The organism is Mucilaginibacter sp. L3T2-6, assembly GCF_030519355.1.
In the GTDB taxonomy this organism is placed as follows: domain Bacteria; phylum Bacteroidota; class Bacteroidia; order Sphingobacteriales; family Sphingobacteriaceae; genus Mucilaginibacter.
Map to the genome: position 1 here is coordinate 1 of NZ_JAUMKC010000031.1, position 14720 is coordinate 14720.

The window sequence follows — 14720 nt, forward strand, 5'->3', positions numbered from 1 at the left end:
GACAAGCGTTGGCGTATTTGTATTTACCTGCAAAGCAAATAATTTTTATCCTTTCCCACAATTATTCTGCTTGACCCGTAAAAATCAAGACGAGGGCGCTTTGTATTTAAAGGCAAAGTCATAGCTTTACCTTATGCTTCTGATAATTTTCAATTGTATATTCTGTTTGGCTTTTTTAGCCTTCGCGTATGTAAACCTGGACGATGTTGACGCCGCTTTGTGGGTAACCATTTATATGGTGGCCGCCATATGTTGCGGGCTTTTTGTGTTTGGCTTATACTACCCATGGGTTTACCTTGTTGCCATAGCTTTTTACCTGGTATATGCTGTGATCCTGTTTTTTTCAAAAGACGGGGTGCGCGACTGGGTAGTGAAATACAACAGGCCCAGCATTGTAGAAACCATGCAGGCCGAAAAGCCTTATATTGAAAAGACGCGCGAATTTTTTGGATTATTGATCGTGGCAGCCGCATTAGCTATTGACTATTTTGCGCTTTAGCAATAATGCTTCCTTTCTAACACTGACCGACTACTGATTCACCTGTTTATCGGTGGCCATATCTACCCGGAGCTGGCGTATATCGTCAATATTAAAACGCCATAAAAACAAGAAGCGCTCTCTGATGGGCAGGAGCGCGTTCTTAACCAATTATAAACCTAAATTATGAGAAGAGCTGTAAACATGGAATCGAACCATTCGGGAACGTACCCGCCGCCGCCGCCCGGCCTCTTACATTTTATGGTGCAAATATACGTGTTTAAACGACAGTTGCAATGTGTTTAATTATTTTCCTTATTTATTATTATATATTTAACATTCGGATTACTTTGATGAGCTTTTTGTAACTAGTGTCTAACTGACAATAATAGGATTATTTGGCCGGAGTTAGCTTTAGTAATATTTTATTTTGTATTTTCCACCTGTGGCAATTTGCCCTTGAAACAGGGCCTTCTTATGTCCATCATAAAATTTACAATTTAATAGAAGTTGCCGGTTAAAGAAATGTTAATTAAGACCGTTTTTTATATTAATTTGCGGGCGCTTAAAGCTTTTTAACTTTCAATAACCTTAATGCGCAGTCCCGGAATTGGCTTAATGCCGAAAAACTATTCTGCCCCTAAGACTTTTGTCAACTGTAAATCAGTATGGCTAACTATACTTTTCCTATCGTTACTTTTAAGCAGGGCAGGCGCTGCCAGCTTGCAGGAACCTGTAATTCATAAAAACCATCTTACCGATTCCATTGCTGAGCGGATAAAAGACAGCCTGATGGTCGAGCTTGTACACGCCAAAACGGATGACCCTGTTATGGAGCGCAAGTATTTGAGCAGTCTGTTACAGGACGAACACTCCAACACTGCCTTTAAGGCCAAAAAACACGGACAGAAGTTTTATTACCGGCTAGCGGTAGCGTTTACGAAGCTGCGCCTTTATTCGCTGGCGATGAAGTGTTATTTCAAAACGCTTACTATTGAGAATAAGATTGATACTGCGCTATATGCTCCGCTGGTAACCGCCTCGGTGGACGGCCGAACGCTGTTGGCTGACAACATCAGGCGTCGGATGGACTCGTTGACAGTTGCAGATAGTGTGACCAAAGTCGTTATGAATATTCATAATGCAGATATTAAACTTATTAGCCGTGATAGCGTCGCTTACAACGGTGACGCGGAGATCAGGTCGCCGCTGATGTCGGCCAGTCAAATCTTAGATCCATTTGATGACGGCAAAAAGGCCGCCGCTTATGCCATTATGATCCACGTACGGCAGCCTGTGTCGGGTAAACGCAAGATTTATGTTTTAAACAATGTTGGGCACACTTTCGTCACATTGATAAAATATAATACTGACAGCACCATCATTAGCCGCTCATTCGGTTTTTATCCGAAAAAGGATTCTCCGCTGGCTGCAACTCCGTTATTTCCCTCTTCGCCATCCACATTTAAGAACGACTCGCTGCATAGCTGGGACGAAATATCGGCTACCTTTATTTCCAGAAAACGTTTCAACCGCATGCTGGCTATAATTCAAAAGTACGAACACAAAAAATACCAGCTAAGCCACACCAACTGTACCGATTTTGGTTTGGAGATGGCTGCTGAAGCCGGTATTTTTGTTAGCGATACCCAGGGTAAGTGGCCGCTTGGTCATGGTAATAACCCTGCCTGTTTTGGACAAAGCATACTGGAAGGCAAGATAACGGCCAGTAATGATACTTACAACGGCAAGCTGCTCATTGTCGAAGACCTGGTAAATACCAAAAGCACGATGCATTACCATAAATAATGCATGGTATCAGGAACCGGCAATCAAGAACAAAAAAGCTACACTTTTATTAGTCATCAGTTGTATCATGCTCCACCAGTTGCATACCGCACTTAGGGCATACACCAGGCGTGTCGGAGGTAACCGATGGGTGCATGGTGCAGACATATTTGCCTTTTTTACCCGCCACTTTTGTATCTATAGTTTTATCGGTATGCTGACCACAAGACGAAGTGCTTCCCAGACATCCGGCAAGCACGGCTAATAACAGAAGTTTTTTCATGTTTATTTATTCTTTAAAAATGAGGCAAACCCGAGAACCGACACCACCAAAACGGCCAGGGCTGCTGTGATACTCACAATGTCACGTATATCCTTGCCGGCCCAACTCATGTAGAAAAACTTGTGCAGGAAAATAAAAGAGAAACCTTCCGCGCGATCCAGCCCGTTAACCCTGGCTGCGAGCTTGCCTGTTGTTGTTTCGATATACAAATTTTCGCCGTCCGGGTAGCTTACTTGTTGTACAGGCAGCCGTTTATTTATGAAACCATATTCGGTAGTAAACTGGCGTATTTGCTTAACCGTAGTTTTGCCCTTAACAGGGGCTGAACGATAATAGTTGCTTAAATAAAGGGCGAAGGCTTGATCCCCGTCTTTCAGCTCGCTGCCATCAGCCGCATCGAAATATAAAATTCTTTTACGCGAAGTGCTTACCTGGTAATAAGTTCTGTCGCCAATTTTTGCCAGGCCGGTCTTTTTTATGGTACTATCAGGTACCGGTAATTGGAGATTGGATAGCTGTAAATCAGCACGATTAAACAGTTGGGCGAATTGCTGTTCTTCGGGCGTATTGTTATGCAGCTTTACCACCAGGTGAAAGCCGGCGCTGATAAAAAATGTCAGCATTATAAATGATACATATAAGCCAATCTGCCTGTGATAACGGTGCAGGAAGCGTTTGTCGGTTTTATTGCCTGCCCGCCGACCGTTTGCCGCCGTTTTAAACTTCTTCCATAAGAAACCGTATAGGGTGAGCCCGGTAACCAGGGAGCAAAACATCACAACGACAAGAGAAAGCAAGAATACATTACGTACCCTGTCGCCGACGGCTTTCGCTAAAAAATCCCAGGTGTGCAGCTGCTCAAACAGCCACAGCATCCATTTGCGGGTATTATTATTAAATGTTCCCATGCGGCTTTGGCCCGTCTCGATATAAACATCCATCCCGTCGGCACGGTTAAAGCTAACCTTCCATACCGGCAGCAGGTGATTGATGGGCTGATACCTGCCATCAAATGTTTTTTTCAGGACTATTGATTTAATTGCTGATAAAGAGTCGCGGGTAAAATAGCGGGCCAGCCACTCTGCATATTGCCGGTCGCCGTTTATCAGTAGCTTGACGTCAGTGGCGTTATAATAATTATATAAGCTATCTGTTCCCAGCACCTGGTAATATGCAGCCTTATTAAATTCCAGCAAGCGGAAATTCCGAAGCTGTGTGATATGATTAATGTCTAGCACCTGTTGAACAGACAGCGGAACTTTCAACCGGCTTTGAGCGGGTTCCTTATAAACTTCGACAGGGATGTAAGGCCTGAACCAGTTAGACATGAAGGGATGGGATATGCCGCTGATCGTCCAGAAAATAACCGGTACCAGGGCAATAAGCCCCAGTACACGATGCCATTTATAAAATGTTGCTGTTGCTTTCATGATCAATATTTTGAAAAGGCGTAGCTAACTCCTAAAGTGTAAACACGCGGTGGCGCGGCACTATAGGTGTCGCCATATTGGTTGCTGGTTACCGTAGTAGCATATAGTTTATCGGTCATGTTAAGCACATTAAACCAAATACCGAGGCCTTTGGCTGATTGCTTGAAATCGTACCCCAGGCGCAGGTTACAGATATCATAGCCGGGGTAAACTTTAGTGTTGGCCGGGTTGGTAAAATACCTGTTGATGTGCTGCCATTCCGGGGCTATCCTGAAACCCGGAAGAAAAATTGGTTTGTAAGTAATTTCACCGGTGGCTATCCACGCCGGGGCGTTATTCATGCGTCTGCCGTTGTAAGCGGTAACTATACTATTACCCGTAGCATAATTTGTAGCTACTTCGCTGTAATCCAAATAGGTATGACGCGCGTTAGTACCGCCGAACCTGAAAGTTAGCTCATGAACCGGTGCGTAGGTGATTGAGTACTCTATTCCTCTGTGGCGCGTTGCCCCGGCGTTTTCATTTTGGGTAGTGTTATCAGGCTGTAGCTGGCTGATAATTTCATTACGGCCTTCCAGGTCATACAGGCTCACTTCAGCGTAAACCTTTTTATCAAAGGCAGATAGCCATCCGCCGACTTCATAGTTGTAAAATGTCGCCTGTTTTAGTGATCCAGTCTGCCGCGAGTTGTAGAGGCCGGTGGTTTCGGGCGGTTGAAAGCCAACACTATAGTTAGCATACAGACCCGTATTATTGCCGAGGTAGTAAGTTAAACCGAGCTTCGGCGCCGCGATATTAAAATTATTGGCCTCCTGTTGTTTGTACTTGGTTTGTCCGGGAGGTAAGCCATTTTTGAAGTCATAGTGTACACGATCATACCTTAGCCCCATGACAATACGTAAAGTCTCCAGAGGTTTTATTTCGTATTGTGCATAAGCGGCGGTATTAAAAAGCTTTATCCGGTACTGATCGATATACCGGCCGGTATTGGTAAAACCGGTATAATAATTATCGGCTACGTTCTTTTGTATATCCAAAGACTGCGCGTAATATGAGCTTGGGCTATCATCTATATAAAGGCCTGTAATAAGTCTCGAATTTAAAAAGCTGAAGTCAGCGCGGTGCTGGGCAAGCAGCCCGTAGCTGTTAAACTTTTGATCGTTTACCTGCCCGTTTGAACTCAGGTAGGCGCCTGCAGCATCGCGTACATCGGATATAAAATAACTTGGCAATTGTGCTGTTGAGTTATAGCGATAAAACAGCGTTATAAATGTGGCATTTTTGCCATTCCAGGTATGGTCGAGCCGCGTGCTCGCCCTAAAGGCATTTACCTTACGATAAGTAAAGCGCTGGTTGCTGCCGTAACTCTTGCTATAAAAATGTGCGCTGTCCAAATTGCCTGGTGTTTGGGTGTTCAGGTAGTTATATGATGCTGCGGTGGTGAGCTTAGTGGTATTGTTAAAATCATAAACCGTTTTAAAATTGCCTGAATACTTGTCGAAATCCGAGTAATCCTGCCAGCTATCGGTTTGATGTGCGATATAACCGCCTGCGTACACGCCGAGTTTGCCCGAAGTAAAGCCGCCATCGGCATCGATGCGTCTATAATGATAACTATCGCCCTGTAACGAAACGTTGCCCGCATAGCCTGTTGGCGGCCCCTGGGTAATGAAGTTTACCGCGCCGCCGATGGAATTACTGCCATACAGCGAAGACGCCGGCCCTTTAATTACCTCGATATCTTTTACGCCGGACATGTTGATCTCGTATAACGAGTTGTGGTTAAAAATGCCCGTCGGCCTAATGGGCAGGCCGTCTTCCATGTACAAATACAGCGCATTGTAGGTTATCGGCTGACGGATAGCCATTGTATGTTGTTCGTTGCCCAGGTTCACCATATAAACGCCCGGCACCTTATTCAATAACTGGTAGAGCGCGGTAGCTTTGGTGTCTTTAATTTGGGTTGCGTTAAGCTGCGTAATGGCGATAGGAGCTTCCCGCCGCTGTTGCTTTTCCCGGCTGGCGGTTACAATAACCGGCTGCAAATCAACCGTCGACGGCTCCATAGTAATATTGATCGTCAATTTGCCGGCACTCGTGTTGTTTTTTACAATACGTGCTGTATAGCCTATCATGCTAAAGCGTAGTAATTGGTTTTGAGCCGCTGAAATTTCAAACTTGCCGGTTGAGTTAGTTTTAGCTAAAGCGGTACTTGTGGTGCTGCTGTCGGCAACGCTGATCACGACGCCTGCAAGCGCTTCGTGTGTAAATGCATCGGTTACGGTTCCGCTGATAGTTGTTTGGGCAATTGCTGCGGATACAAGAAAAAATAAAAATATAAACGGAATGAAATATCTTTTCATATAGGAATGGTTTGGGCATTGCACACAGGAATCAACAGACGAGTTTCATATATGCGTGAATGCAGCATCCCAGTCAATTGAATGACAAAGAATTTTGCAAACAGCAAAGCCCGGTAAAAAATAAAAATGAGTTGTGAAACTTAAATACAGGCTTGCCACAGCTGACAAGCAGCAATGGCGGTAGTGTTTAAGCTAAAAAGATATTTATGCTGTTTGCGGAGGGCGGAACAGCGTTCCGTTGAAGTGTCTTAGTTTGCCCGGATTATATGGCGTATTGATCACGCGTAATAGCTGGCTTTGGAATATAACTGAATTGACCTGGTTGATGGATGCTTCCTGGAAAAGGTTGCGCTGTGCCTGCCGCTCACTATTGCGGTCATTCTCCTGAGCCTGCTTCAGCTTTTTCATGAAGTAACATTTACCATTACAATGCAGCCAGGGCTTATCACGGTTTTCGCAAAGATTGGTGACGATATACTTTTTGTTCAGCTCAAACCCCGCGAAAATAAAGAACCGCGAAAAGTGCGCTGAAAGTATTGAGATCATCAAAATATAGGCCGTTACGCGTCTTTGCATGCGGTTGCAAATGTACCCATAGAATTCTAATCTGTCAAAAATGTTTTCTGCGGGATAATCGTACCCTATCAAGTAGTATAGTTGGTGTACACTTAAGTATTTTTTCTATTTTTATCCAGATAAACCAATCAACCATCATGAATTTTAAACCTTTAGCATTATTGTCACTATCCGTGGCTGTATTTGCAATCGCCTGTAATGCTCCTGAAAAAAAGGAAGAGAAGGCAGCAGCGAATCCAATTATAGGTACCTGGAGGCTGGTATCGGGTGTAACCATTGCCAGTGGTAAAACAGAGCAGAACAGTTATCCAAAAGATCAGCAGATGATCAAGATCATCAACGATACGCATTTCGCGTTCCTGAACCATATTGTGAACACTCCAAAAGATTCATCCAACAAATTTGATGCAGGTGGCGGCGCATATACGCTTAAAGGAGATCAATATACTGAACACCTGGATTACTATAAAGATAAGGCCTGGGAAGGTAAGCCATTCACCTTCACCATTACCTTTAGCGGCGATACGCTGATACAAAAGGGCATTGAGAAAGTTGAAGGAACCAATATTGACAGGACAATCATCGAGAAATATTTGCGGGTGAAGTAGATTCTTAAAAGACCGGCGTATTTATCTTTACTAAAGTAAGCATCTTCCTTAAGCTCAAGATTAAATAAAGGGGTTGCAGCGTAACCCCTTTATTTAGTAATCACCTTATTCCCATTCTTGTGTTTGGTTTATTCGCCTTGTAAACCCTCATCAACTTTAGTATAAACTCTCGAAAGACCGTTTATAACCCCGAAATTACAACTGGTCATATTGTTGTTTTCAGCAAATGCTCCGCAGGTATTAAAACTGTTACTTTATTCCGGGTAAAGTATTTGCGCATTTTGGTTAACTTAAACGATATTTGATTTGAGCTGGCAATCGCGGCTTAAAAACCAATTAACTATAAAATTACTTATGGAAAAATCACGTCGTACTTTTATAAAGCAGGCCGCCCTTGCGGGCGCTGGTGTAATGCTTGCTAAAACCGGTTTAAGCGCCAAAAGCTATAAACGCATCATTGGTGCAAACGATCGCGTTCGCGTGGGAGTTGTCGGCTTTTCCGACAGGCACCGCAGCTCACATCTGCCCAGCTTTATGAACCATTACAAAGAACTGAATTTTGAAATAGTGGGTGTATCCGATATCTGGAAACGCCGTCGCGAAGAAGGCGCAGCTATCTGGAAAGAGAAAATGCAGAACGACGTAAAAGCCTACCGGAATAATGAGGAAATGTACGACAGCAAGAGCGTAGATGCCGTTTTTATCAGCACTGCCGATTTTCAACACGCACGGCATGCCATTGAAGCTGTGAAAGCGGGTTGCGATGCCTATGTAGAAAAACCTTTTGCCGAAACCATGGAAGATAACCGGGCGGCATTAAAAGCGGTTAAAGAGTCGGGCAAGATTGTGCAGATTGGCTCGCAGCGAAGAAGCGGGGCCAATTATCACGCGGCAAATGACTTTATCCGTTCCGGCAAATTCGGGCCAATAACGATGGTAGAACTTACCTGGAATGTAAACCAGCCAGGCCGCTGGCGCAGGCCCGAGCTTTTAAAAGTATTAAAAGAAGAAGACACTGACTGGAAGCGATTTATAATGAACCGCCCTTATGAAGCATTTGATCCGCGTATTTACCTGGAATACCGCCTGTTCTGGCCGTATTCTTCGGGATTGCCGGGACAGTGGATGAGCCATCAGATAGATACCGTGCACTGGTTCACGGGGCTTAAACATCCACGCAGCGTAGTTGCTAACGGCGGCATTTATATGTGGAAAGATGGCCGGAGAAACTGGGATACCATTATGGCAGCGTTTGACTACGGCCCGCTGGACGATCCGTCAACCGGTTTCCAGGTGACCTTTGCCTCGCGCATGCATAACGGCGATGAGCATCCGACTGAAATTTACTACTCAAACGGCGGCGAGCTGAACCTGGATACCAATAAAGTTTCGCCAACGGGGGGTTTGACCCAAAAAATGGCTGCTGCCATGGGGATGCAAGCCAACCTGCTGCCTGAAATGGATTTGGCCAACACTGAAAGAGTGGTGGCTTCGGCCAATACAGGCGGCGATGTGCTTACTTCAAACCACGTGCGTAACTGGATGGAGTGCGTACGTAGCCGCAAACAACCTAACGCCCCGGTTGAGGCAGGCTATAGCCACTCGATTGCCAACATCATGACCAACGCCGCTGTTCATACCGGCTATAAAGCAACTTTTGATGAAAAAACGCAGGAGGTTATGGCTAACGGTAAGATATTTAAATATTAACCGTATGAGAGCATTAGCGAAAATTTTAACCAGCGCGGCGATTATTGCGGCGCCGGTTATTGCGGTTGCGCAAATAAGTCGGCAAGTAAAAGTTATTGCCGCTCCTGCTGAAAGCAAGGTTGATATATTTATCGGCGGAAAACTGTTTACGCAGTTTCTTTACCCGGACACCCTTGAGAAACCGGTGTTGTTTCCGCTGAACGCAGCCAATGGCACAACTGTAACCCGTGGTTTCCCCCTTGCGCCAAAGCCCGGCGAACCTGCGGACCACCCGCATCATATCGGTTTATGGTTTACCTATGAAAATCTGAACGGTCTGGATTTCTGGAATAACTCCTATGCCATACCGGCGGACAAAAAACATCTGTACGGCTGGATAAGAACAGATAAGATTTTAAAAACAAAAAGCGGACAAACCGGTGAACTGTCTTATCATGCTAACTGGACGAATCAGCAAAATCAAACCATTCTTGAAGAAACCACGCAATTTGAATTCAGCGGTGACGAACACCACCGTGCCATTGATCGTATTACCACGCTAAAAGCAGATACGCAGGTTGTTTTTACCGATGCTAAGGACGGCATGCTTGGCTTACGCCTGGCGCACCAACTGCAAATGCCTGCCACCGAAGACCAGAAGTTTACAGATAATAAGGGCAACGTAACCGTAGTTAAGGGAGGCACTGACCACATAGCCAACGGTAACTATCTTACCAGCGAAGGTAAAACCGGTAATGATGCATGGAGCACCCGAGGCATATGGTGTAAAGTTTATGCCAAAATGGGCGCCGACTCAGTAAGTATTGCCATTATCGATCACCCTAAAAATCCAAATTATCCAACCTTTTGGCATGCCCGTGGCTATGGCTTGTTTGCCGCTAACCCGCTCGGAGAGAAGATATTTACAAATGGGAAATCGGAAAAGAATTTGAGCTTAAAAAAGGGGGAGTCGGTGACGTTTAGGTACAGGATTGTGATTAGTAACGGCGACAGAACGATGAGTGTTGACGAACTTAACAAGCTCGCCAACACATTTGCAACCAGAGACTAGCAGCGTTCTGGGTAAAAACCTATTTCAATTATTCAACTTATCCAATATGGGCTTATCAATAGCCGATATGGTTTTATGCGGTTGCAACAGTTCCAGTACCACTATTTCATTGCCCTTTTTCTTTAGCCATTCAACGGGTACGTAAACTGTTTGTTGCGGCCCCACCCGCCAGTAGCGGCCAAGGTTATGGCCGTTAACCCAAATTACGCCTTTACCCCAGTCCTGCATATCCAGGTAGGTATCGCCCACCTTATTCAGATCGAAGTGTCCTTTAAGCACGACAGGCTGGTTGGTTTTATTTGATGCGGTAGAATATTTTAGCGTATTTATATTATCAAACGGCAGGCCGTACATGCTCCAGTGTTGCAATTCGCTGCCAGCAAATAGAACTTTACCGGTAAGGCCTTTTTTATTCTGCAGCAGATATTTGCCGAAATTAATGCGGCCAAGATTTTCGACAAGAATATCCAACGTAACCTGTCCCTTAGGCAGGCTAACCGTCAGGCTATCCTGGTTCAGCCGACGGTCAAGCGTGCCGGCACGGCTGCCGTTTACCATCACAATCGCAAAATCCCGCAGGCCGTTTAAACGAAGTGTTCCCGTTTTTCCACCCTGAACTTTGGTGCGATATAGTACAAACCCATAAGGCTGATGCAGGTCCTCAAAGGTGAGCGGCTTAAGGCTGTTTTTAGGCGCCGGCAGATTAGTTAAAATCGGCCATGAACTTGTCAGCTTGATGTTTGGAACGGTAATGGCTGTTTTTTTTGCAGGCACGTCGGGTAGAGCCTGCCCGGCAGGTAAATGTTTTTTGATAACATCGCGGAAAGCAAAAAACTTGGCGGTTGCATTACCGGCCTCGTCAAGCGGCGCATCATAATCATAGCTGCTTATTTGCGGTTCATAAGGCGTATTGTCCTTAAAATTCGCGCCATTCATAAAGCCGCGTGTAGTACCGCCATGAAACATATACATATTGATGGAGATACCGGCGCGAAGAACGGAATCCAGCCTGCCAGTGTATTGCGCTGCCGGAACAGTATGATGCTGTGTACCCCACCAGTCGAACCAGGCAGGATACCATTCGGCGATATAGAAAGGGCCCTTCCCATCGTGATGCTTTCGGATAATGTCTTTTACCTTTGCCGGATTATCTATACCGTTAACGGCAGGCAGCAGTCCTGGCAGGTATCCTTTTGCCAGGTCGGCGGCAGGATCGCAGGTATAAAGCAAGCCGTCGAAGCCGGCCTCTTTAAACATTTTTTGGTTGATGGCCAGGTATTCCTTGTCGGCGCCGTATGAACCGTATTCATTCTCAATCTGCACCATTAATATATTGCCGCCATGGTTTACCTGTAATGGCGCCAACCTTTTGCCTATCTCTTTTATATAAGCTTCGTATTCTTTTAAGTAATGAGATTCCTTGCTCCGCACTATTAGTCCCTTTTCATTCTGAACCCAGTAAGGATAGCCGCCGAATTCCCATTCTGCACACACATACGGACTTGGGCGAAGTATAACCCACAAGCCTTCTTCCTGTGCAATTTTTACAAATTCAGCAACATCGGCATTTCCCGAAAAATCGAACTTACCCTTTTGCGGCTCCTGTATATTCCAGAATACGTACGTGCCTATGGTATTCAGCCCCATTGCTTTGGCCATTTTCATACGTGCCCGCCAGGCCTCGCGCGGTATACGGGTATAATGCATCTCACCGCTGATCATTTGAAAAGGCTTATCATCAAGCAGAAAAACGGAATCGGCCAGCTTAAATGTATGTGTAGTCTTTTGAGCATTTACAGACAACATCGCCAGTATTAAAAGCGGCGCAAGTATATATTTGATTTTGTACATATAGCGTTAAAGAATTTGCAGATGTATTTATTTTACCGATAATGCTACTGATGCCGGTTTAAGACCCGCAGCGTAAAACGAAACAGCAATTTTTCCAGCAGTCCTCCCCGGTTGAATGTATGCAATCAACCTGCCGTGAATTGCCTGCCGGTGGTTAGCCTGGTAGCTTTCATGACTTACTGTGCTCCCGCTTTCCAAACCGAGTAGCTTTGCATCTCCGGAAATGGTTACGCTGACGTCATTTTCAGCAACATACACAGGGTTGCCATCCTTGTCAGCAATTTGCAGTTCCACCTGGCACAAGCCTTTTTTTGATTTTGAGAAGATTATTTGGTCGGGATTGGCCTTGATCTGCGCGGGGGCTCCAAAAGTCTTTATAGTGTAACGGGCTACAGTTTTCCCTTCATTATAGCCTTTTACCGACAGCTCGCCGGGTTGGTAACCGACAATCCATGCGGGCACCTGTCCCTTGCTGGTATCTCTCATGACTTTTCCTAAAGATCTTCCATTTAAAAAAAGTTCTGCTTCCCTGCAGTTGGTAAAACATTCTACCCGCAGTTTACCTTTATCCGGCCAATTCCACAGCGATTGTACATTGCGATGGCTCCAGATACCGCCATCCTCTTTTTGGGTGATTTCCTTTACGCCCAGGTACACCATCGGCTGGTGCGCCCAGAGGCTTTGGCGATAGTAATATTCCGGCTTCCTGAATCCTGCAAGGTCAATCAGCCCTGCACCGTTGCTTCTTTGCGGCCATTTGCCGGCTTCGCCCAAATAGTCTATCCCGGTCCACAGGTACTGACCGGATATATACTTATTGGTATCAACAGCTTCCCAGGCTTGCAGGGCCATGCCATTTTCGCTGCCGTAAATGATCCGGTTAGGGTATAATTTATGATCATCAGCATAGCGATATTCCTCGTAATTGTATCCCACAACATCAAGCGCTTCCGGATAGCCAACCTTATTCGACATTACTACCCCGGCCAATGCAGCGGTTACCGGCCGGGTGGTGTCAAACATTTTTACGGTTTTCACCAGGTCTTTTGCAATAAGGGTCAGGTCTGACGCAGGCGGATTTTTTGCAGAATAACCTCGTCCGTATATCTGCGGGTTCTTCCCGCTGTCGAGCACCGGGTGCGAATAAGGGTCATTTGGATAATCAATCTCATTACCAATACTCCAAAGGATAACCGAGGGGTGGTTGCGGTCTCTTTTTATCATCGCCTCCAAATCGCGGTGTGCCCACTCCTTAAAGTACTCGTGGTATCCATTTTTTGACGGTAAGCCCACATTCCAGCCCTTTACCCATTTATTTTTGCCGATCTCCCATTCGTCAAAGGCTTCATCCATCACCAGGAAACCCATTTGGTCGCACAGGTCATACAAGTAATCAGCATGCGGGTTATGGCTTAACCGCAGGGCATTAACGCCGGCTTCTTTCAGAGTTTTCAAGCGCCTTACCCAAACCTCTGGTGGCACAGCTACACCCAACGCCCCTGCATCGTCATGAATACAAACTCCCCTCATCTTCAGATTTTTCCCATTCAGAAAAAAGCCATTGTCTTTATCAAAGCGGATGCTCCTGATCCCAACCTGTTGGGTTTCCTCGTCGGTAACCTTACCATTTTGGATGACCTGCAATTTCAACCGGTATAAATTCGGGTTTTCTGCGCTCCATAATACCGGATCAGAAATTGACTTTTGAATATGAATAGCATTTACACCAGGTTTTGCCGACAGCTTTTGTACATCCTGTGCTGCAACTTTACCTTTAGCGTCAATCAAAAGGATTTTTAATGCAACGGGAAAAGTTGCGCCGGTGCTATTGGTAACAGCTGCTTCCACCTGTATCGTAGTTGATTTCGCTGAAACTTTTGGTGTAGAAAACGCAATATCGGCAGGTTGTACATAAACCGGGTTTTTTACAACCAGGCGAACATCCCGGTAAATACCGGAACCCGTGTACCAGCGTGAATCAGCAAATTCGGAATGATCTGCTTTTACGGTAATAAGATTTTTCTTATCCTTTGAATTAAGATATGGCGTGAGCTCATACTCAAACGGAACAAACCCATTTGGCCGTTTGCCCAGATAATGCCCGTTTATCCAAACTTCGCTGTTTTTATAAACGCCGTCGAAACAAATAAAAACTTTTTTCCCCTTCCACTGCGCGGATGCTATAAATGTTTTTTTATACCAGCCGATGCCGCCGGGCAAATAAGCCGTAGCGCTTGCCCACTCATCGCTGAAAGGGCCTTCTATGCTCCAGTCGTGCGGTAGCTGAACTGCCCGCCAACCCTCGCTGGTTCCGACACTCTTTTCGCCGCCTGCAATATCTCCTTTATGAAAAAGCCAGCCATCATTGAACAAGTAGCTTTTATTCTGTTGTGCGCACAAACGGCCTGTAAATACCAGTGAAAGCAGCATGCAGAACAAAGCAGGTATCTTAAATCTCATATAAATAAATTAACAACATTGTTTATAGACGACCGGCTTTTTGAAAGAGCAGCGAGATTGCTAATCTCAAGGAAAATTATAAAAGCAATGAGGGAGTAGGTCGTAAAATAACAGGGGTAAAT

The 14720-nt window shown here is 45.3% G+C and carries 11 protein-coding genes; 5 read left to right on the forward strand and 6 right to left on the reverse strand.

The genetic code is table 11. The annotated features are described in order from the left end of the window. Nucleotides 1-133: 133 nt before the first annotated feature. Together Q3W13_RS23670 and Q3W13_RS23675 are read left to right on the forward strand one after the other, a co-directional pair. Entirely contained in the window at nucleotides 134-499 is a 366-nt protein-coding gene (locus Q3W13_RS23670) for a transmembrane 220 family protein (protein WP_302868265.1), read from the forward strand. Nucleotides 500-1072: 573 nt separating this feature from the next. Then, nucleotides 1073-2287 carry a hypothetical protein gene (locus Q3W13_RS23675; RefSeq protein WP_302868267.1) on the forward strand — a complete coding sequence of 405 codons (1215 nt, stop codon included), beginning with the start codon at nucleotides 1073-1075 and terminating at the stop codon, nucleotides 2285-2287. A gap of 49 nt (nucleotides 2288-2336) precedes the next feature. On the opposite strand, the gene Q3W13_RS23680 is transcribed toward Q3W13_RS23675, so the two are convergent. From Q3W13_RS23680 to Q3W13_RS23695, 4 genes are all read right to left on the reverse strand, one after another. After that, nucleotides 2337-2549: a heavy metal-binding domain-containing protein gene (locus Q3W13_RS23680; RefSeq protein ID WP_302868269.1), complete on the reverse strand. Its 213-nt coding sequence runs from the start codon at nucleotides 2547-2549 to the stop codon at nucleotides 2337-2339. 2 nt (nucleotides 2550-2551) lie between these two features. After that, nucleotides 2552-3979: a hypothetical protein gene (locus tag Q3W13_RS23685; protein ID WP_302868271.1), complete on the reverse strand. Its 1428-nt coding sequence runs from the start codon at nucleotides 3977-3979 to the stop codon at nucleotides 2552-2554. A 2-nt stretch (nucleotides 3980-3981) separates the two neighbouring features. Continuing rightward, on the reverse strand, nucleotides 3982-6342 hold the full coding sequence (locus Q3W13_RS23690; protein ID WP_302868272.1) for a TonB-dependent receptor: 2361 nt from the start codon (nucleotides 6340-6342) through the stop codon (nucleotides 3982-3984). 204 nt (nucleotides 6343-6546) lie between these two features. After that, nucleotides 6547-6918 carry a hypothetical protein gene (locus Q3W13_RS23695; protein WP_302868274.1) on the reverse strand — a complete coding sequence of 124 codons (372 nt, stop codon included), beginning with the start codon at nucleotides 6916-6918 and terminating at the stop codon, nucleotides 6547-6549. 137 nt (nucleotides 6919-7055) lie between these two features. Between Q3W13_RS23695 and Q3W13_RS23700 the strand changes: the two genes are divergently transcribed. From Q3W13_RS23700 to Q3W13_RS23710, 3 genes are all read left to right on the forward strand, one after another. Beyond that, the gene (locus Q3W13_RS23700; protein WP_302868276.1) at nucleotides 7056-7526 is read left to right on the forward strand and encodes a hypothetical protein; all 471 of its coding nucleotides are present in this window, start codon (nucleotides 7056-7058) and stop codon (nucleotides 7524-7526) included. Nucleotides 7527-7880: 354 nt separating this feature from the next. Beyond that, nucleotides 7881-9236, forward strand: coding sequence for a Gfo/Idh/MocA family protein (locus tag Q3W13_RS23705; RefSeq protein WP_302868278.1), 1356 nt, complete (start codon nucleotides 7881-7883; stop codon nucleotides 9234-9236). Between the two features lie 4 nt (nucleotides 9237-9240). After that, nucleotides 9241-10287 (forward strand): PmoA family protein, encoded by a 1047-nt coding sequence (locus Q3W13_RS23710; RefSeq protein ID WP_302868280.1) that lies wholly within the window; start codon nucleotides 9241-9243, stop codon nucleotides 10285-10287. Nucleotides 10288-10311: 24 nt separating this feature from the next. Here Q3W13_RS23710 and Q3W13_RS23715 read toward each other — a convergent pair whose 3' ends face one another. Then, nucleotides 10312-12138: a beta-galactosidase family protein gene (locus tag Q3W13_RS23715; protein WP_302868284.1), complete on the reverse strand. Its 1827-nt coding sequence runs from the start codon at nucleotides 12136-12138 to the stop codon at nucleotides 10312-10314. A gap of 27 nt (nucleotides 12139-12165) precedes the next feature. Beyond that, nucleotides 12166-14598 carry a sugar-binding domain-containing protein gene (locus Q3W13_RS23720; protein ID WP_302868286.1) on the reverse strand — a complete coding sequence of 811 codons (2433 nt, stop codon included), beginning with the start codon at nucleotides 14596-14598 and terminating at the stop codon, nucleotides 12166-12168. Between the last annotated feature and the right edge of the window lie 122 nt (nucleotides 14599-14720).

Excerpts from the sequence above, each read along its gene's own strand:
- Q3W13_RS23690 (WP_302868272.1), bottom strand. The coding sequence starts at position 6,342 with ATGAAAAGATATTTCATTCCGTTTATATTTTTATTTTTTCTTGTATCC.
- Q3W13_RS23675 (WP_302868267.1), top strand. The coding sequence starts at position 1,073 with ATGCGCAGTCCCGGAATTGGCTTAATGCCGAAAAACTATTCTGCCCCT.
- Q3W13_RS23695 (WP_302868274.1), bottom strand. The coding sequence starts at position 6,918 with ATGCAAAGACGCGTAACGGCCTATATTTTGATGATCTCAATACTTTCA.
- Q3W13_RS23715 (WP_302868284.1), bottom strand. The coding sequence starts at position 12,138 with ATGTACAAAATCAAATATATACTTGCGCCGCTTTTAATACTGGCGATG.
- Q3W13_RS23720 (WP_302868286.1), bottom strand. The coding sequence starts at position 14,598 with ATGAGATTTAAGATACCTGCTTTGTTCTGCATGCTGCTTTCACTGGTA.
- Q3W13_RS23685 (WP_302868271.1), bottom strand. The coding sequence starts at position 3,979 with ATGAAAGCAACAGCAACATTTTATAAATGGCATCGTGTACTGGGGCTT.
- Q3W13_RS23670 (WP_302868265.1), top strand. The coding sequence starts at position 134 with ATGCTTCTGATAATTTTCAATTGTATATTCTGTTTGGCTTTTTTAGCC.
- Q3W13_RS23705 (WP_302868278.1), top strand. The coding sequence starts at position 7,881 with ATGGAAAAATCACGTCGTACTTTTATAAAGCAGGCCGCCCTTGCGGGC.
- Q3W13_RS23680 (WP_302868269.1), bottom strand. The coding sequence starts at position 2,549 with ATGAAAAAACTTCTGTTATTAGCCGTGCTTGCCGGATGTCTGGGAAGC.
- Q3W13_RS23710 (WP_302868280.1), top strand. The coding sequence starts at position 9,241 with ATGAGAGCATTAGCGAAAATTTTAACCAGCGCGGCGATTATTGCGGCG.
- Q3W13_RS23700 (WP_302868276.1), top strand. The coding sequence starts at position 7,056 with ATGAATTTTAAACCTTTAGCATTATTGTCACTATCCGTGGCTGTATTT.